We start from the raw sequence: 20,208 nt of genomic DNA, 5'->3' as shown, positions 1-20,208 counted from the left end.
AGTAACTTGAAAAATTTATTTAACTCAAAAATTTAACAGATTAATAAGGTTGTTATTTTAACAATAAAAAATTAAAATAATTACCTTTGATTGGATGGATACTCCTGATTTAAATATACAATTAAAAACATTACCAAGTCAACCTGGAGTTTATCAATATTATGATAAAGAAGGAACTATTATTTATGTTGGTAAAGCCAAGAATTTAAAAAAACGGGTTAGTTCGTATTTTACTAAAACTCATGATAGTGGTAAAACTAGAGTTCTTGTAAAAAAAATTGTAGACATAAAACATATTGTAGTAGATACAGAAACAGATGCTTTGTTATTAGAAAATAACCTTATTAAAAAGTATCAACCACGCTATAATGTATTACTGAAAGATGATAAATCTTACCCGTGGATTTGTATAAAAAAAGAACGATTTCCAAGAGTGTTTTCTACACGTCGTATTTTTAAAGATGGCAGTGAGTATTTTGGACCTTATACCAGTATGAAAACAGTATCTACATTACTTGATTTAATAAAAGGTTTGTATGCATTAAGAACCTGTAATTATCATTTAAGTGAAAATAAAATAGATGCAGGTAAATATAAGGTGTGTTTAGAGTTTCATTTAGGGAATTGTAAAGGTGGGTGTGAAGGCTTAGAAACAGAGGAAGAATATTATGAGAATATAAAGGGGATAAAAGAGATTTTAAAAGGGAATTTTAAAGATTCGTTATCGCAGTTTAAAACTCAAATGAAACAGTTTGCTGAAGAGATGCGATTTGAAGAGGCTCAAAAAATCAAAGAGAAAATTGAAGTTTTAGAAAATTATCAAGCTAAATCTACCATTGTAAATCCTAAGATTAGTAATGTAGATGTGTTTTCTATAATGAGTGATGAAGGTTATGGTTATATTAATTTTTTACAATTATCGTATGGATCTATCATTCGTTCTCATACCTTAGAGATTAAAAAGAAATTGGATGAAACAGATCAAGAGTTGTTAGAATTAGCAATTATTGAAATAAGACAACGATTCAATTCTAATTCGAGAGAAATTTATGTGCCTTTTAAGGTCGATTTAGGTGAGGATGTTAAGGTAACTGTTCCGCAATTAGGAGATAAAAAACATATTTTGGATTTATCACTTAGAAATGCTAAGTACTATAGAATGGAGCGTTTTAAGCAAATAAAGATTACCGATCCAGATAGGCATGTTAATAGAATTATGGCACAAATGAAAGTAGATTTAAGACTTTCTGAAGAACCAAGACATATAGAATGTTTTGATAATTCTAATATTCAAGGTACTAATCCTGTAGCTGCCTGTGTCGTATTTAAAAATGGTAAGCCAAGCAAAAAGGATTACAGGCATTTTAATATAAAAACAGTAGAAGGACCAGATGATTTTGCATCTATGGAAGAAGTCGTATATCGTAGATACAAACGTTTACTTGAAGAAGAACAACCTTTGCCTCAGCTTATTATAATTGATGGAGGTAAAGGACAATTATCTTCAGCTTTAAAAAGTTTGGATGCACTAGGTCTAAGAGGAAAAATAGCTATTATAGGTATTGCAAAACGCTTAGAGGAGTTATTTTATCCAAATGATCCTTTTCCATTGTATTTAGATAAAAAAAGTGAAACCCTAAAAATTACTCAGCAATTACGTAATGAAGCCCATCGTTTTGGTATTGAGCATCATAGAAATAGACGTAGTAAAAAGGCTTTAAATACAGAACTTGAAACCATCCCTGGGATAGGTGAAAAAACCGTTGTAGAATTATTAAAACATTTTAAATCAACTAAGCGTATAGCTAATTCGAAATTAGATGAATTAGAGACTGTTATAGGTGTTTCTAGAGCAGAAAAAGTATATAATTATTACCATAATGCATTAAAGGATAAACATTCAAAAAACAATCTAGATTAAATAAAAACACTATTTGAATTATAAAATTGCCATATCAGCCCTATTTTTATTTGCTTTATTTTCTGTAAAAGCACAAGAGAAAGTACAAGAAAAGAACCTTAAAGTTGGGTTAGTATTAAGTGGAGGTGGAGCAAAAGGGTTAGCTCATATAGGTGTGTTAAAGGTAATAGATAGTTTGGGTATAAAAGTAGATTACGTAGCAGGGACCAGTATGGGAGCTGTGTTAGGATCATTATATGCTTCGGGTTATTCTGGTAAGCAATTGGATTCTATATTTAAAAAAGTAGACTTTAGTAAAATTATTAATGATGATTTGCCAAGGTCTTCTAAAGCTTTTTATGAGCGTAAAAATGCAGAAAAGTATGCGGTGAAATTACCTTTTGATAATTTTAAAATAAAGTTACCATCTGCACTTTCTAAAGGACACAATACATATAGTTTACTTTTAAAATTAATGCTTCATGTTAACGAGATAAGAGATTTTAGTAAATTACCTATTCCATTTTTCTGTATGGCTACGAATATAGAAACAGGGAAACAAGTGTTATTAGAAAAGGGGAATTTAACGCAGAGTGTTATGGCAAGTTCAGCCTTACCTTCCTTATTTCAGCCTGTAATTATTGATGACCAAGTTTTAATTGATGGAGGTGTTGTTAACAATTATCCTATTGATGAGTTAAGAGCTAAAGGAGTAAATATTGTTATAGGGGTTGATGTTCAAGATGGATTATTAAATAGGGAAAGACTAACTACAGCACCAGATGTTTTACTTCAAATCAACAACTTTAGGACGATTAATGATATGAAACTAAAGGTGAGGAAAACAGATATTTATATTAAACCAGATATTAAAGACTATAGTGTAGTAGCCTTTGAAAAAGGTAGTGAAATTATAGAAAAAGGTAGGCAAGCAGGTATCACTAAAATAGAAGCTTTAAAAAAAATAAAACCGAATAAGCGAAGTAAGAGAAGAGTTCAAAAAATTAAAATCCAACCCAAAGATAGTATAACAATTAATAATATAGCTTTAGATGGTTATGGAAAGTATACTAGGTCTTATATTCTAGGGAAACTTAAATTAAAAAGTGGTGAAAAAATATGTTATAACGACTTTAGAAAGGGAGTCAATAACTTAGTCGCTACAAATAATTTTGACGTTTTTGAGTATGAATTAAAAAACACAAAAACGATAAAAGGGTATGACCTTATTGCAGATGTGAAAGAAGCGGAGATAAGCACCTTTTTAAAATTAGGCATTCATTATGATGATTTATATAAGAGTGGAATACTTGTAAACTTAACTAAAAAACATTTATTATTTGATAATGATATGGCGTCTTTCGATCTTGTTTTAGGAGATAACGTAAGATATAATTTTGAGTATTTAATTGATAAGGGGTTTTATTGGAGTATAGGGTTAAAGTCAAGATTTAACCAATTTCATAAAAATATAAGTGCAGAATTATTATTAGAAGATTCTCAGATAATTGCAAATAATTTAAATAAAATAGATGTCGAATTTCAGGATCAAACGAATCAATTTTATTTGCAAACATTATTTGGAAAAGATTTTGCGATTAGTCTTGGTTTAGAGCACAAACGTATTGAGGTAAAATCGGAAACAATAGTTTCAAATACTCTATCTGATGAATTTATTTTTGAAAATACAGATTATTTTAGTGTTTTTGGGGGGATAAAATTAGATACTTATGATGATAAATATTTTCCTAAAAGAGGCGTGTATTTTAATGGAGATGTCCATATGTATTTATTGGCTACTAGTTTTAATGAGGATTTTGAGAATTTTTCAATTTTTAATGCAGATTTAGGTTATGTTTTTAGTCTTTCAGATAAATTTGCATTTAACTTAAGAGCTAGTTCAGGCTTTAAATTAGGAGATAACTCTACTCAAACATTAGATTTTGCTCTTGGAGGTTATGGTAATAATTTAATTAATAATTTTGTTCCTTTTATTGGGTATGATTTTATTTCGCTAACAGGTAATAGTTATATGAAAACTTCTGTTGTTGTCGATTATGAGATTTTTAAGAAACATCATATAACTCTAGAGGGAAATTGGGCAAATATAGATAATAATATTTTCGATTCTGGAGAATGGTTTACGCTTCCAGACTATAGAGGATATGGTTTAGGTTATGCTATTGATACTTTTTTAGGTCCAATTCAAGGTAAGTATAGTTATTCACCAGAACAAAAGGCAAGTATTTGGTATTTTAATATTGGGTTTTGGTTTTGAAATTAAAGAGTACAATAAGTTAAAAAAACTTCTAGTTCACTAGTTTTATGGTGTAATTTCACAGATTTTGAGACTGATTAATTTAATTAAGTAGCGGGTTAAATATTTTTAAAATAAAAATAATACAACTAATCCAATAGGCTTAATCTTCCGTATATTGTGTAGAATGTCTTTCAAATTTATTAAAACAATATCTACGAAAAATCATGAAATTTATTAAATCATTACTACTAAGTGTATCATTCGTTGGACTACTTATGTGCGGCAATAAAACAATTGCTCAAACCAGAATAGGTGACACAGGTGTAACTTTCGACAATTCGAAAAACGATGCGAACTACCCTTTTATGAAGGAATGGCAAAAAGCCGGTGTTAAAAATGGGATTCCTTCCAGAAATTCATTAGTTGTAAAAAAAGAAATAAAACCCACTGATTCCGATGGAATACAAGAGGCTATTGATTCCCTTGATACAGGAGGAAAAACTAGTGTAATTTTATTAAAAGAGGGAGAATATAATATAGATAAGCCTATTACTATTAAAAGTAATGTGGTGCTAAGAGGAGAAAATCAAGAAGCTGTAAAATTAAATGTTACTATTCGTTCTAATGGAAGTAACGATAAAAAAACTTTTATTTTTAAAGAATCTAAAAATTCTGGTATTGAGGATTTAAGTATGGAATATATTCCGAAAAAAGATGTAACTATTTATGATGATAAAAATGTAAATAGAAACAAGTATTGTGGAGATAAATGTTTTGGAAATAATCCAGAAGGTCTTAAAGATATGTATGTTACATTTGTTAGAATTGATTCTAAGAGTAAGAACTGCTGGGTAGATAACTGTATTTTTAAAAATTCAGGATCAGATCCTATTGAAATTATGGGAAACAATAATACTTTTAGAGGTAATTTTGTTGATGCATGTTTCAATAAAGGAGGAGGAGGAAACGGCTATTATGATATTCGTGGAGACTATAATTTAATTGCTTACGAACGCGTAAGAAGAATTCGTCATTTTACTATTCAATTAGGTGCTAAATACAATGTTGTAATTAACTGTGATTTAGAAGTTGATGTTAACTTTCATAATGATGATGATGGCTTCAATTTAGTTGAAAAAAATAAAATTAAAAGCGAGCAGTGGCGTTCATGGGGAGCTTTTGCTTCTGGTGGATCAAGTTATGGACATAGAAAACCTGGAGAAAATAATATTATTTTTAATAACGATGTTAGCGGAAAAAATAACTCAAGTCAATTTGGAGGTAGTGATAAAGTATTTGTTTTTGATCAATATAGTAAACCTAGAGTTTTAAGAAATTCTGCACCAACTGGAGGAACATTTTATCCTGCTATTTTAAATGATAGTAGCTTAAGTAGTGATGATGTGGAAGCAAATATTGATTCATCAAAAATATTAGCCTATCCAAATCCCTTTACTTCAGAAATTAATTTAGTAAATACTGAATTTGGTGAGCAGATAAGTATTTATTCCATTGATGGTAAATTATTAAAAAGTATAACTGTAGATAATTCTGGTGTGAATAAAATAAATCTTATCAATTTTAAATCAGGAGTATATTTTTTGAAATCTAAAATTAGAACACAAAAAATAATTAAAAACTAATTTTGAGATAGAAATCTATTAAAAATTAGACACTATCCCGTAAAGTGTGTAAATAAGAATATCGAGGGTTTGACTTAATTATAGTTGAACCCTTTTCTCAAATATACCTAAAAATTGATATAGTATTATTCCTCAATTATGTATTGGCATAGACCATTTTTATAGGCCTCTCTTAAGGTTAAAAACGTAGATTTCATAACAGCTTCATAGCTTCATCGGTTGGGAATGAGAGCTTGTTTTTAGTGTATTTCCTAATTTTTCCATTGAGGTTTTCAATTAAATTGGTTGTATAGATAATTTTTCTAATCTATAAAGGAAACTCATAAAAAATTGTTAGTTCCTCCCAATTGTCTATCCAGCTTTTAATGGCGTAAGAATACTTAGATTCTCATGTTTTAGTAAAGTCATTTAAAGCAGCTTTAGCAACTTGTTTGGTGGTGCATTGTAAATTGCTTTCATATCCTTGGAAAAAGCTTTTTTATCTTTCCGCACTACATTTAATTTTAATACAAGAATTTAAGTCATATCAAATAATATTTCAACTATATTAAAAATAATTACGATATTTGTGATATTATGACACTTTTTTGGAAAGATTTATTACAGTTTCTTCATTATCTTATCAAGAGAAATCCTGAATAGGCAGGCATTTTTGTATCTTTATACAGTATCACATTTTAATTTATTGTCGCCCTAAGCGTGCCCAACATTACTTAGTTTAAGCATCGTTGATAGGGCTAACCTTTTAATATTTAAAACAATGCCTTTTTATCATAAATTAGGACGTATTCCGCATAAACGTCATATCCAATTTAGAAAATTAGATGGTAGCTTGTATTATGAGCAATTATTTGGAACTATAGGGTTTGATGGTATGTCTACGAACAGTTATCACGAGCAGCGACCTACACAGGTAAAAGCCATAAAAAAGCAATACAGTGTAGCGCCAAAAATAGCTAAGGCCAATAATATACAATCCTACCGTTTAAAAGGCTTTCAAGTAAAGCCAGAACAGGATTATTTAGAAAGCAGAAAAACAGTTTTAGTAAATAGTGATTGTGCTATTATTTTAGCAGCTCCAAAACAATCTATAAGCGATTATTTTTATAAAAATACCGATGCCGATGAACTTATTTTTATTCATAAAGGCACAGGAAAGTTAAGAACACATTTAGGGAATCTTAATTTTAAATACGGCGATTACCTGTTAGTACCCAGAGGTATTATTTATAAAATAGATTTTGATACCGAGGATAACCGACTCTTCATTGTAGAATCTCGCAGGCCAATTTATACACCAAAACGCTATAGAAACTGGTTTGGCCAATTGTTAGAGCATGCACCATATTGTGAGCGCGATATTCGTAGGCCGCAAGAATTAGAAACCTATAACGAAAGTGGTGAGTTTTTAATTAAAGTAAAAAAGCAAGATGATATTATAGAAATGGTATATGCATCGCACCCATTTGATGTTGTTGGTTACGATGGTTATAACTATCCATATGCCTTTTCAATACACGATTTCGAGCCTATTACAGGACGTATTCATCAACCACCACCTGTACATCAAACGTTTGAAACCGATGCCTTTGTAGTGTGTAGTTTTGTGCCACGACTTTACGATTATCACCCGCAATCCATCCCAGCACCCTACAATCATAGTAATATAGATAGCGATGAGGTGCTGTATTATGTAGATGGCGATTTTATGAGTAGAAACGATATAGATGCAGGACATATCTCTTTACATCCAGCAGGTATACCACATGGACCACACCCAGGAGCGACAGAGCGTAGCATTGGAAAAATAAAAACCGACGAACTTGCTGTTATGGTAGATACCTTTAAGCCTTTAATGGTTACAGAAGAAGCCATGAAAATAGCAGATGAAAGTTATTATAAATCCTGGTTAGAATAATTTTTAGGAGCTAATCCTGCTTTTCGCTATATCTTTGTTTGAAGAAAAATCAAAAAAAGGATGCCGCTTCAATCAGGGCTAAAATAAAAACGAACAATTAATAAACACTTTAATAAAATACATGAATCAAAGTAAATTATCAGCAGACCCATTAGCATTAATTTTAGGAATTATAGCATTAGTTATAAGTTTTGTAGGGTGTTGTTGCTATGGCATATTAGCATTTATACCATTAATAATAGGTATAATAGGTTTGGTTTCAGCGAATATAAGTTTAAAAGAGTATGCAAGTAATCCAGAAGCGTACTCGGCTCAAACTAAAAGTAATGTGTCAACAGCTAAGATTTTAAATATTATTGCTGTTGTTTTTAGTGGTGTAACATTTTTATGGGGCATAGGCGTTTTAGTTTTTTATGGTACTATGCTATCATCAGGTATTTTAGATAAATTTAATAGTTTTGATAAGTTCGAAACTTATAAATATGAAAACGATACCATATTCAATGACTCAGAATATTATAAAGAAGTAGAACAAGATTCTATAATATTAGATTCGTTTGATTTGCAAACGAATATTAAAGAAAATAGTAATTAAGTATTCAAAATTCACCCAGTTTTGAATCTCTTCCTTTAGGAAGATTAAACAGGGTTCTATTATGAGTAAAGACATAAAATCAGTAAACTACGGTTTAGAAAAAATATTTGAAGGTGCGCAAGACTTCTTGCCATTATTAGGAACAGACTATGTAGAATTCTATGTAGGCAATGCAAAGCAAGCAGCACATTTTTATAAAACAGCATTTGGATTTCAATCTTATGCCTATAAAGGACTAGAAACAGGCTCAAAAGAGTCTGTAAGCTATGTGCTTAAACAAGATAAAATACGTTTAGTTTTAACAACACCATTAACAAGTAAATCTCCAATAAATAACCATATTGTGAAACATGGAGATGGAGTAAAAGTTGTAGCACTTTGGGTAGAAGATGCCAGAAAAGCTTACGAAGAAACCACGAGTCGTGGCGCAAAACCGTATATGGAACCTGTTGTAGAAAAAGACGAACATGGAGAAGTTGTTAGAGCAGGTATTTATACTTATGGAGAAACGGTACATATGTTTGTAGAACGCAAAAACTATAAAGGAGTATTTTTACCAGGATTTCAAGCATGGAAATCCGATTACAATCCAGAACCCGTAGGACTTAAATATATAGACCACATGGTAGGTAACGTAGGTTGGGGTCAAATGAACACTTGGGTGAAATGGTATGAAGACGTTATGGGATTCGAAAACTTTTTGTCTTTTGATGATAAGCAAATTCATACCGAATACTCAGCACTTATGAGTAAAGTAATGAGTAACGGTAACGGGCGTATAAAATTTCCAATTAACGAGCCGGCAAAAGGAAAAAAACGATCACAAATAGAAGAGTATTTAGATTTTTACGAAGGTTCTGGAGTCCAGCATATCGCTGTAGCTACAGACGATATTATAAAAGCCGTGAGTCAATTAAAATCTAGAGGTGTTGAGTTTTTATCTACACCTCCAGAAGCCTATTATAAAGCCGTGCCTGGGCGACTAGAAGAACATAGTCATGAACTTAGAGAAGATATAGAAACTTTAAAAAGTTTAGGAATTATGATTGATGCAGACGAGGAAGGTTACTTATTGCAAATTTTTACAAAACCTGTAGAAGATAGACCAACACTATTTTTTGAAATTATACAACGTATGGGAGCAAAAGGCTTTGGAGCAGGAAACTTTAAGGCGCTTTTTGAATCTATAGAAAGAGAACAAGCAAACAGAGGAACGCTTTAAAAAATAACGGCATATTTGCAGAGTTTGCAAAATATGCCGTTTTATTAAGTTTTAATTCTATTAACTATAAAAGTTAAAGAAATTAAATTTCATTTCGCTTAGTAAAAGGGTAATGATCTCTAAAGGCTCTAGCCCAGCCATGGTTTCGTATTTTGTCTGTAGATATACACGTAATCCCAGCTCTAATACAAGATAACCAGTCGCCTTCATTATTAGCCGAATATACCCTAGTTATCATATTGTATTTAGCTAATTCTCTTCCTAAAGGTTCAAAACGATCATTCTTTTTAGCATCTCTCATGCTAATATTCCAAAAAATAATATTAGGGTTATTGTAAACTATTTGGTTTGCGTGGTAAGCAGGAGAATCTTTAGACTTCATGTTAATACCCCTCATTGTATAGCAAACACGGTTTTTAGGACCAGAATCGGCATATCGTATTCCCCAATTTCCATTACCAGTTAAAACAAAAATAATTTTACCGCGTAATTGATCCATAGTAGGCCAACCATGTTGCCTTACATTCCAGCTTAAGCTTTTAGATCGATCTCTAAACATTTGGTTAGGCCAATAGATTTTATTATCTCCCATAAATCGTCTTAAGTAAAAGTCAATTTGATTATGAAATTCTTGATATCCTCCATTGTTACTTTTAATGTCAAGTTTAACCATAATTGGCATATGGTTGGGGTGACTATTACTCCAGTCTTTCACCTGTTTTAAATAACCAGATAATTTGTTTCTTCTTCCAGGATGAAAAGTATGAGCTACAACCCAAAAATCTTCAGGGATATTATGTTTAGTAATATTGGTATATGTATTTCTCCAAATATCGAATTCTAGTGCTAAGCAATTATCATTATGTTTTTGATTTAAGTTATGGTTTAATTGTGTTGCTATGCTTTCATTTCTTTCATAAGAATTATGAGAGCCTTTAAAAGTAACTTGGTTATAGCGTAATCTTGGAAAATTAATTCCGGATCTTTGTGTGTTTGCTGCATTAGTGTCTTTAGAGTCAGTAGTGTTCTCAATTAAAATATCATCTTTCTGGCAACCGCTTAGTGTAAGGATTGCAAAAAATAGAGTTAATAAAATTGACGATTTCATTTTTTTCATAGTTTTTTTCTTTTCATATTAAATAAATATTAACAATGTGTAGTACATAGTTTACACCTAAAGTAGGTAAAAACATAACAGCTCACAATGAGAAAATTGATATTTAAAAATTAAATAATATGGGTAGTCTTTAGGTAATATAATATGCTAATAATTAATAATAATTTAATAAAACATAGCATTCAATAGCACTTTTAATGCTATTAGGTTTTTGTAATTTTAATTAAGCGTGTAACTTTTTATCTATATTAAAGACAAACTAAATAGAACTATAACAAGCTAAATAACAGAGAATACAATAAAATTTTTATTTTTGGAACAGTAATTGTAATTTCTTAAAGCAATAACAATAAAATGAACTAATAAGAAGTTACAATTATAATTACCCAAAAAAAATGAAAAAAGTACTACTTATATTAACGGTAATATTGATCACACAAATGTCTTTTTCTCAGCAAGAATCTGCATTTGGAGATGGTGAATGGTTTAAATTTAACATGAGCTATAGCGGTTTTTTAAAAGCAGGAAGCGCAACACTTACAGTTAAAGATGCCAAATTAAAAAGCAAAGATGTTTATCATGTGGTAGGAAAAGGTTGGACTACAGGAATGATAAAATGGTTTTTTAAAGTAAAGGATAGGTATGAGAGCTATTTCGATAAGAAAACCATTATGCCATATAAGTTTATTCGAAATATAGATGAAGGAGGTCATACCAAAAATTTAGAAATAGATTTTGATCAAAAGAGTCATAAAGCGCATGTGAATAATATAAAATATAACACTAAAAAAGTTATAGATACCAAGCCTAATATTCAAGATATGGTATCTACATTTTATTATTTACGCAATAACTTAGATACAGGTAAATTAAAAGTAGGTGATGAGGTAAGGGTCGATATGTTTTTCGATGAGGAAAATTATGGTTTTAAATTAAAGTATTTAGGAGAAGAAACTATTAGTACAGATTTTGGAGAAATAGAGTCTTTAAAGTTTAGGCCATATGTTATGGCAGGGCGTGTTTTTAAAGAGGAAGAAAGTTTAACACTTTGGGTGTCAAAAGACAAAAATAAACTACCTTTGCGAATTAAAGCAGATTTGGCTGTGGGATCGTTGAGAGCAGATTTAGAAGCTTTTAAAGGTTTAAAGCATCCTTTCAAAATAGTTGTTAAAAATTAAAGAATTTTGAACTCTGACATAACCAAAAAATTAAAAGAAAAATACGAGGCAATTGATCAAGATGTAGAAGTCCATTTAGAAGGGCTATTACACAGTAAGCCCATTAATTATTGGGATTATATTCAAACAGATGCCTTATTAAATCTTCAAGTACAACGTACCGTTTTTCCAGATGAGATGGTATTTATCATGTATCATCAGATTAATGAATTATTGTTTAAAATGATACTTGGAGAAATAGAACAAGTAGCAAAAAACGATACTATAGATGCGGTTTTCTTTACTTCAAAGTTAATGAGAATTAGTCGCTATTTTGATATGCTTACATCTTCATTTGTTATCATGAAAGACGGAATGGATGTAGAAGAGTACAATAAATTTAGAACAACTTTAACACCTGCAAGTGGTTTTCAAAGCGCACAATATAGAAAAATAGAGTTTGCTTCTACAGAATTAATAAATCTAATAGATAAAAGATTTAGAGATTCTATTGATAGAGATTCGTCTTATGAGCATGCTTTTGAGCATTTATATTGGCAAGCAGCTGGTAAAGATTATAAAACAGGTAAAAAAACGCTAACCTTATCTGCTTTTGAAGATCGCTATAAAGATGAGTTTATTAGGTTTACTAAATTTTATCAGAATAATAACCTGTGGTCAAAATTTAAGTCATTACCAGAAGAGGCTAAAGCAAATAAAGATTTAATTAATGCAATGCGCCATTACGATTACACTGTTAATGTAAAATGGGTTATGGCACATTATAATACCGCCAATCATTATTTAAATATTGGAGGAAAAACAGCAGAAGCAACGGGAGGAAGTGAATGGGTAAAATATATGCATCCTAAATACCAAAAAAGGATCTTTTTCCCAGATTTATGGACAGAGAAAGAAATACAAAATTGGGGAACAAATATTTAATATTATTAGTAGTACTAGTGTCATGCTTTATAAGTTGTAAAGATGATCCAAAGCCTGTAGTAGAAGAACAACAATTAGCAGTTATTGAAAAACCAAAAGAAATTTTAGAATTTGGTTTCAATTTAAATGACTATGTAGTTAAAAGAGATACCATAAAAAGAGGAGATACATTTGGAGTTATTTTGGATCGTAACCATATAGAATATCCAAAAATATATCAAATAGCAGAAAAAGCTAAAGATACTTTTGATATTAGACGTCTTCAAGTAGGGAAACCTTATACACTTTTATGTTCTAAAGACTCGTTAGAACTCCCAAAATGTTTTATTTATCAGCCTAATCAAGAAGAATATGTAGTTATTAACTTTCATGACTCTATTTATGCTTATAATAGCCGAAAGCCTATTAAGTATGTAGAAAAAATAGCTACGGGTGTTATAACAAGTAATATTTCAGAAACTTTAGAAGAACAAGGTTTAAGTCCAAGATTAGCTTATAAAATGGCAGATGAAATTTATGCATGGACCATAGATTTTAGAAGGCTTCAAAAAGGAGATAGATTTAAAGTTCTTTATAGCGATAAATATATTAACGATAGTATATATACAGGAGTGCATAATATAAAGGCAGCGTATTTTGAGCACAATAAAGAACCTTTTTACGCTTTTGAGTTTGAAACCGATAGTGTAAAACAGATAAGGGATTACTTTAATGAAGAAGCTAAAAACTTAAGAAGAGCTTTTTTAAAAGCACCAGTACAGTTTAGTAGAGTATCGTCTAGATATAACTTAAAACGAAGAATAGCAGTTTATGGATTTAAATTACGTCCGCACAGAGGTACCGATTTTGCAGCTCCTATTGGAACACCTATTATGGCTACAGCTAACGGTACAGTAACTAAATCTGAACGCAGAGGAGGTAATGGTAATTATGTAAAAATAAGGCATAATGCGACTTATGAAACACAATACCTTCATATGAAAAAGCGGAAAGCAAAAGTAGGCGAATTTGTAAAACAAGGCGATGTTATTGGTTGGGTAGGTATGACAGGAAATACAGGAGGCCCTCATGTGTGCTATAGATTTTGGAAAAACGGTAAACAAGTAGATCCGTTTAAACAAAAATTACCTGAAGCTAAACCAATATCAGATTCTTTAAAAGTAAAATATTTAGACTTTATAAAGCCTATTAAAAATCAATTAGATAGTGTTTCATTTAAAGAAAATACTATTATAAAAGATACTTTAAGTAATAATAACAATAATAATCTAATTTCATTTAACCATTAATTCATGGCATTACCAAGCATAAATCCAACAAATACTGAATCTTGGAAAAAATTACAAGAACATTTTAAAACCATTAAAGATGTTCATATGAAAGATTTATTTGCTCAAGACAAAGACAGAGCAAATAAGTTTACTATAAAATGGGATGATTTTTATGTTGATTTTTCAAAAAACAGAATTACTGAAGAGACTTTTAAATATTTACTTGAATTAGCTAATAATGTTAAACTAAAAGAAGCTATTAAAAGTCAGTTTTCAGGTGAAATAATTAATCAAACAGAAGGAAGAGCCGTTTTACACACAGCTTTAAGAGCTCCAAAAACAGCCGAATTTAATGTAGATGGTGTTAACGTTATACCAGAAGTATATCAGGTAAAAGAAAAAATAGAAGCGTTTACTAATGAAGTGATAAATGGAGATAGAAAAGGTTATACAGGAAAAGCATTTACAGATGTTGTGAACATTGGTATTGGAGGGTCAGATCTTGGGCCTGCAATGGTAGTAGAAGCGCTTCAATATTATAAAAACCATTTAACAACGCATTTTGTAAGTAATGTAGATGGCGATCATGTAAATGAAGTGATTAAAAAGTTAAATCCAGAAACAACCTTATTTGTTATTGTTTCAAAAACATTTACAACACAAGAAACCTTATCTAATGCTAATACTATTAAAGAATGGTTTTTAAAATCAGCAAACGAAGAGGCTATAGCTAAACAATTTGTAGCAGTATCAACAAATATAGAAAGCGTAAAATCTTTTGGAATAGATGAAAACAACATTTTCCCAATGTGGGACTGGGTTGGAGGTCGTTTTTCATTATGGAGTGCAGTTGGACTAAGTATAAGTTTAGCTGTAGGCTATAATAATTTTGATAGCTTATTAAAAGGAGCTAACAAAATGGACGAGCATTTTAAGAATGAAGATTTCGATACTAATATACCTGTTGTATTAGCACTTTTAAGTGTATGGTATAATAACTTCTTCAATGCAGAAAGTGAAGCTATAATTGGTTATTCTCAATACTTAAACCAGTTTGCGACGTATTTGCAGCAAGGTATTATGGAGAGTAATGGTAAAAGCATTGATAGAAATGGAAATCCAATCGATTACGAAACAGGTACATTAATATGGGGAGAGCCAGGGACAAATTCTCAACACGCATTTTTTCAATTAATACATCAAGGAACCAAGTTAATTCCAGCCGATTTTATTGGGTTTAAAGAATCTTTACATGGTAATCAAGACCATCAAGACAAATTAATTTCTAACTTTTTAGCACAAACAGAAGCTTTGCTTAACGGTAAAACAGAAGACGAAGTTGTTGCAGAAGGAACGCGATCTGACATTATTCCATTTAAAGTTTTTAAAGGAAATAAACCAACGAACACCCTTTTTATAAATAAATTGACTCCAGAAAGTTTAGGGAAATTAATAGCGATGTACGAGCATAAAATATTTGTACAAGGTATTATTTGGAATATTTTTAGTTACGATCAATTTGGTGTCGAGTTAGGGAAGCAATTAGCTTCAAAAATTTTACAAGAATTTAATAATAGTGCAGTTAGCAATCATGACTCTTCCACAAGTAATTTGTTGAGTTATTATAAAAGTAAATCATAAAAGAATATATAAATTATTTATTTAGTGTTAAAAAAGCCTCATTATTCGTAATAATGAGGCTTTTTTGTATACTAAAAATGCTAATTTTCTTAACGTTTACATAATAAAAATTACGTTATAATGTGTAGTTTTGCAAGGACTAATTTCAAAAAATAATTAATTAATCTTTTTAAAATGAAAAAAACTACTCAATTTTTATTTACTCTCGTAGCTTTTGTGTTTAGTAGTGCGCTAGTGATTGCGCAAAGTACAGTTACAGGTACTATAATTGATGCTGAATTAAATTCACCACTACCAGGTGCAAACGTGGTCGAAAAAGGAACAACCAATGGTGTTTCCTCAGATTTTGATGGAAATTTCACCTTAACTACTCAAGTTTCATCTGGAGAAGTTGTTCTTTCTTATGTAGGGTACAAAACCATTACATTGCCATTTAATGGAAATACAAATTTGGGAAATATTACTCTATCTTCAGATAATAGTTTAGAAGAAATTGTAGTTGTAGGAGTTGTAGATTTTGCAAGGGATAGAGAAACTCCTGTGGCAGTATCTACTATTAAAGCTGTAGAGATTCAAGAAAAACTAGGTAGCCAAGAATTACCAGAGATATTAAATTCGACACCGTCAATCTATGCTACAAAATCTGGTGGAGGTTTTGGAGATGCAAGAATTAATGTGCGTGGTTTTGATCAAACAAATGTTGCAGTAATGATTAATGGTGTGCCAATTAATGATATGGAAAATGGTGCTGTATTTTGGTCTAATTGGGCAGGATTAAGTGATGTTGCTACAGGGATTCAAGTTCAAAGAGGATTGGGGTCATCTAAGTTAGCTATTTCTTCAGTTGGAGGTACTATTAATGTTGTTACTAAGACTACCGATAGAAAAGAAGGTGGTTCAGTAGGGTTTACAACGGGTAATAGTAATTACTTAAAAACAGTTACATCATATTCGACAGGTAAAATGGAAAGTGGATTTGCTACTTCTGTTATTTTGAGTAGAAGTGCTGGAGATGGTTATGTTCGGGGAACAGAATTTACAGGTTATAATTACTTTTTAGGTTTCGGGTACGACAAAGGAGATCATAATTTACAATTAACAGTAACAGGAGCACCTCAAGTGCATAATCAAAGAACAACTAGCTTTTTTAATATGGCTACTTTAGAAGATTATTTGCAGTATGGTAGAAAATATAATTACAACCATGGTTCTTTAAATGGTGAAGAGTTTGGATGGAGAAGGAATTTTTATCATAAGCCAATTGCTTCATTAAACTGGGATTGGGATATTAATGAAAAGTCATCTTTGTCAACAGTACTATACGCATCTATTGGTAGAGGTGGAGGAACAGGAGATATTGGACGCTTGGGAGGTAATTTTGCAAGTTCTAGTGAATTTAGAAACCCTAATAATGGAGAGGTGCTTTGGGATCAAATTGTAGCTTCAAATTCAGGGACTCAAACTACTTTTAATGATGGGTTTGTTTATGGAAATACTGTCGACCCTTATACAGGAACATTTATTGTTAATGATGATAGTTTAAGAGATGGTGCAGTTGCAGATGCTGGAGCAAATGAATTACCTGGGGTAATAAGAAGAAATGGAGCTGTAAGAAGAGCATCTATGAATTCTCATAACTGGTTTGGTGCATTGGCTAATTTTAATTCGAAGTTAAGCGAAACATTGACTTTGGATTTTGGAGTTGATTTAAGGTCTTATAAGGGTATTCACTATAGAAGAGTTGATAACTTTTTAGGAGCAGATGGGTATAGAGATAACGATAATATTAATAATCCTTTTAATGTTGTAACGCAAGCTACAGCATCAGATTTAGATGGATTATGGAATGTTTTTAGAAGTATTGATAAAGATAAAAAGATAGATTATTATAATGATGGTAAGGTGAGGTGGCTTGGAGCATTTACTCAATTAGAATATAAAAAAGATAAAGTTTCTGCTTTTGTTCAGGGAGCTATTTCACAACAAGGTTTTCAAAGAGTAGAATATTTCTTAGAGACGCCTGAAAATAGAGAAACTGATTGGGAAAATATTATAGGAGGTAATGTTAAAGGAGGATTAAACTTTAATATTGATGACAACCATAATGTTTTTGCTAATGCTGGGTTTTATTCAAGGCAACCTAATTTTGACGCTGTATGGATAAATTTTAGAAATGAATTGAATCCTAATTTAAAAAACGAAACGATTTTAGGGTTTGAATTAGGGTATGGACTACGTTTAGATAATTTTAAAGCTAGTGTGAACCTATATAGAACGTCTTGGAAAGATAGATTTTTAAATATATCTTCTTCTTTTGATGTCAATGGAACTCCAAATAATAGAAATGACGACACACAAGCTAATGCCAATCTTTTAGGAATTCAACAAGTTCATACAGGTGTTGAGTTTGAAGGTAGTTACAAAATAAACGATTTTGTTAGTTTAAATGGAATGCTTTCTGTTGGTAATTGGGAATATAGTGGAAATGTTAATGCTACATATTTTGATGATGGTAATCAACCAATAGTCGTTGGTGGCGTTGAACAATCAGAAACTTTATATTTAGATGGAGTAAAAGTTGGTGATGCTGCTCAGTTTACCTCACAATTAGGTATTGTAGTTAAGCCAATTGAAGGTCTTAGTTTTGATGCTAGTTGGAGAACAGCTGATAATTTATATGCAGATATTAATGCAGAAGATTTTAACGCTGAAGATCACAAAGGATCTTTAAAGTTACCTGCTTATGATTTAGTAGATTCTGGATTATCATATAAAATTAAAGTTGGTAAGGATAAAGACAATACAGTTAATTTAAGATTAAATGTAAACAATGTATTTGATGAAGTTTATATAGCAGAATCAGCTACTAATACTTTTGCAGAGACTGGAGATACTACATTTAATGGAATCAATGTTGAAAACAAAGTTTTCTTTGGATTTGGAAGAACATGGAACTTTGGAATACGTTACAATTTCTAATCCAAAATAAGATTATAAAATTTCAAAACCGCTTTCTTTAGGAAGCGGTTTTTTTATGTTATAAAGCATCTTGAGTTTGTTGTTTTTATATCATAGAAATCATTTTTAAAACTATGCATCTAGCTTACAAAGGAAAGATTTGGTGGGATCTCTGCAAAGTAAATTGACTCCACAACAATTGACTGGTCACTACCATTCTCCACTTTTAATAACAAAGTACTCTCAAAAGATACCAGTTATAATGAGCAGGGTAAGTACAAATATTAATTAATTTTTTATAAATTTCTGGGTAACATTATTCAAGTACCACAATCCTCTTTGTAAACAAGCTAGGATTAATGGATTGGTTTTCCATACTTTATTTAACCATCTTGTTGTGCAACATGTTGTCACTAAACAGACAGGTAACCGGTAAAAACACCCATTATATGATACCTACCTTGAATTTATTGGGTATGCAATTGGTCAATTCAATGTAGGAACCAATGTTTCAGAACCTCTTTTTACTATAGAAATATGGGAGATTATTTCCATTTCTTTCATATTCAATTTAGCAACATAGGGATAACATATAGGTAACATATATGTTATAATTATATTTATTTTCTTACGTATTAACACTATATGTATTATATTTGCAGGCATTTATTTATATATTAGTAACATTTGTATTACAAAAATAAGTGTTTATATATTTATTTTTGAAGTAAAAATCTGAACATTGGTTTTCGTGAATTGTTTTGAAAAAAGAAATTCATTTGTAGTAAAAGATTTTAATTAACTGTAGCAAATTAAAATTTTAATGTAAGCAATCAGTGAGGAAGGTCTGCATGAGAGTTGGTAGGATTTTTGAAACAAAATGAAACATTTGTAACCAGTTTTTAACATATAATATTGGTTTGTGTTTTAGGGTCAATAGATGAAAAATACATAATAATAAATTCCAGTAAGTTTTAATATTTAAAATTATCAAAAAATTATAGTTATGATCCAGAGTACGCTCATAGAAAGAAATGAAATTATTAAAGTTTTACCTGTCAATGAAATCTTATTAGAAGATAACAGTCTAAGTTTATTCCAAAAAACTTTACTAGTAACAGATGGAACCGTCACAGATCTTTTAAGACTTTACACGCATAAAGATATTACTGTTAAGAAAATTACTCAAGAAATGGCTTTAAGTGGTAGTAAAGAGAGTAAATTATGTGAGAATGAAACACCAATATTAAGACGTGAGATTTTTCTAGGTCATGAAAATGAGAACTATGTGTATGCTAATTCGACTTTTATTTTCGAAAACATGTCGCAAAAATGTCAGGATGCATTAATAGAAACAGATAGACCAATTGGTCATTTATGGAAAGAAGAAAAGATTGATACGTATAGAGATATTATAGAAATACGAATTGAATTATGTGATAGCTTAGCTCCTTTTTTTAATGTAGAGCAAGGCACCAGATTTTTAGCTAGAACCTACATAATTTCTAATAACTTAAAAATATTAGGAATGATTACTGAGAAATTTCCAATAAGCTACTTTAATCAATAGAATTCCTTTAG

General features: G+C 30.5%; 13 protein-coding genes and 1 pseudogene. 12 read left to right on the top strand and 2 right to left on the bottom strand.

The window, feature by feature from the left end; genetic code table 11:
- Positions 1 to 94 precede the first annotated feature (94 nt).
- From uvrC to A8C32_RS02130, 3 genes are all read left to right on the top strand, one after another.
- Positions 95 to 1,921 (top strand): excinuclease ABC subunit UvrC, encoded by a 1,827-nt coding sequence (gene uvrC / locus A8C32_RS02140; RefSeq protein WP_069828801.1) that lies wholly within the window; start codon positions 95 to 97, stop codon positions 1,919 to 1,921.
- 13 nt (positions 1,922 to 1,934) lie between these two features.
- Entirely contained in the window at positions 1,935 to 4,178 is a 2,244-nt protein-coding gene (locus A8C32_RS02135) for a patatin-like phospholipase family protein (protein ID WP_240491670.1), read from the top strand.
- A 206-nt stretch (positions 4,179 to 4,384) separates the two neighbouring features.
- A complete protein-coding gene (locus tag A8C32_RS02130) occupies positions 4,385 to 5,803 on the top strand; it encodes a T9SS type A sorting domain-containing protein (protein ID WP_069828800.1) in 1,419 nt (472 codons plus the stop codon).
- Positions 5,804 to 5,935: 132 nt separating this feature from the next.
- Here A8C32_RS02130 and A8C32_RS21410 read toward each other — a convergent pair.
- A pseudogene (locus A8C32_RS21410) lies at positions 5,936 to 6,298 on the bottom strand (transposase); the annotation flags it as partial.
- 265 nt (positions 6,299 to 6,563) lie between these two features.
- On the opposite strand from A8C32_RS21410, the gene A8C32_RS02125 reads away from it, so the two are divergent.
- The 3 genes from A8C32_RS02125 (at position 6,564) to hppD (ending at position 9,538) form a co-directional block, all read left to right on the top strand.
- Positions 6,564 to 7,721, top strand: coding sequence for a homogentisate 1,2-dioxygenase (locus tag A8C32_RS02125; RefSeq protein ID WP_069828799.1), 1,158 nt, complete (start codon positions 6,564 to 6,566; stop codon positions 7,719 to 7,721).
- Between the two features lie 121 nt (positions 7,722 to 7,842).
- The gene (locus tag A8C32_RS02120) at positions 7,843 to 8,316 is read left to right on the top strand and encodes a CCC motif membrane protein (RefSeq protein WP_069828798.1); all 474 of its coding nucleotides are present in this window, start codon (positions 7,843 to 7,845) and stop codon (positions 8,314 to 8,316) included.
- A gap of 61 nt (positions 8,317 to 8,377) precedes the next feature.
- Positions 8,378 to 9,538, top strand: a complete 1,161-nt coding sequence (gene hppD / locus A8C32_RS02115) for a 4-hydroxyphenylpyruvate dioxygenase (protein ID WP_069828797.1) — start codon at positions 8,378 to 8,380, stop codon at positions 9,536 to 9,538.
- 82 nt (positions 9,539 to 9,620) lie between these two features.
- Here hppD and A8C32_RS02110 read toward each other — a convergent pair whose 3' ends face one another.
- Complete coding sequence (locus A8C32_RS02110; protein ID WP_165605773.1) at positions 9,621 to 10,646, bottom strand: Ca2+-dependent phosphoinositide-specific phospholipase C; 1,026 nt, start codon at positions 10,644 to 10,646, stop codon at positions 9,621 to 9,623.
- Between the two features lie 404 nt (positions 10,647 to 11,050).
- Between A8C32_RS02110 and A8C32_RS02105 the strand changes: the two genes are divergently transcribed.
- The 6 genes from A8C32_RS02105 (at position 11,051) to A8C32_RS02075 (ending at position 20,197) form a co-directional block, all read left to right on the top strand.
- Positions 11,051 to 11,833 (top strand): DUF3108 domain-containing protein, encoded by a 783-nt coding sequence (locus A8C32_RS02105; protein WP_069828795.1) that lies wholly within the window; start codon positions 11,051 to 11,053, stop codon positions 11,831 to 11,833.
- A gap of 6 nt (positions 11,834 to 11,839) precedes the next feature.
- Positions 11,840 to 12,757: a tryptophan 2,3-dioxygenase family protein gene (locus tag A8C32_RS02100; RefSeq protein ID WP_069828794.1), complete on the top strand. Its 918-nt coding sequence runs from the start codon at positions 11,840 to 11,842 to the stop codon at positions 12,755 to 12,757.
- On the top strand, positions 12,715 to 14,046 hold the full coding sequence (locus A8C32_RS02095) for a peptidoglycan DD-metalloendopeptidase family protein (protein ID WP_069828793.1): 1,332 nt from the start codon (positions 12,715 to 12,717) through the stop codon (positions 14,044 to 14,046). Before A8C32_RS02100 ends, A8C32_RS02095 begins: the two co-directional genes overlap by 43 nt.
- Before the next feature lie 3 nt (positions 14,047 to 14,049).
- Positions 14,050 to 15,669, top strand: a complete 1,620-nt coding sequence (pgi, locus tag A8C32_RS02090; protein ID WP_069828792.1) for a glucose-6-phosphate isomerase — start codon at positions 14,050 to 14,052, stop codon at positions 15,667 to 15,669.
- 174 nt (positions 15,670 to 15,843) lie between these two features.
- Positions 15,844 to 18,648: a TonB-dependent receptor gene (locus A8C32_RS02085; RefSeq protein ID WP_069828791.1), complete on the top strand. Its 2,805-nt coding sequence runs from the start codon at positions 15,844 to 15,846 to the stop codon at positions 18,646 to 18,648.
- A 985-nt stretch (positions 18,649 to 19,633) separates the two neighbouring features.
- Entirely contained in the window at positions 19,634 to 20,197 is a 564-nt protein-coding gene (locus A8C32_RS02075) for a chorismate--pyruvate lyase family protein (protein WP_069828789.1), read from the top strand.
- The last annotated feature ends 11 nt before the right edge of the window (positions 20,198 to 20,208 follow it).

This window comes from Flavivirga aquatica (assembly GCF_001747085.1).
GTDB classification, from domain to species: domain Bacteria; phylum Bacteroidota; class Bacteroidia; order Flavobacteriales; family Flavobacteriaceae; genus Algibacter_C; species Algibacter_C aquatica.
This window is presented reverse-complemented; position numbering and strand designations above follow the sequence as displayed.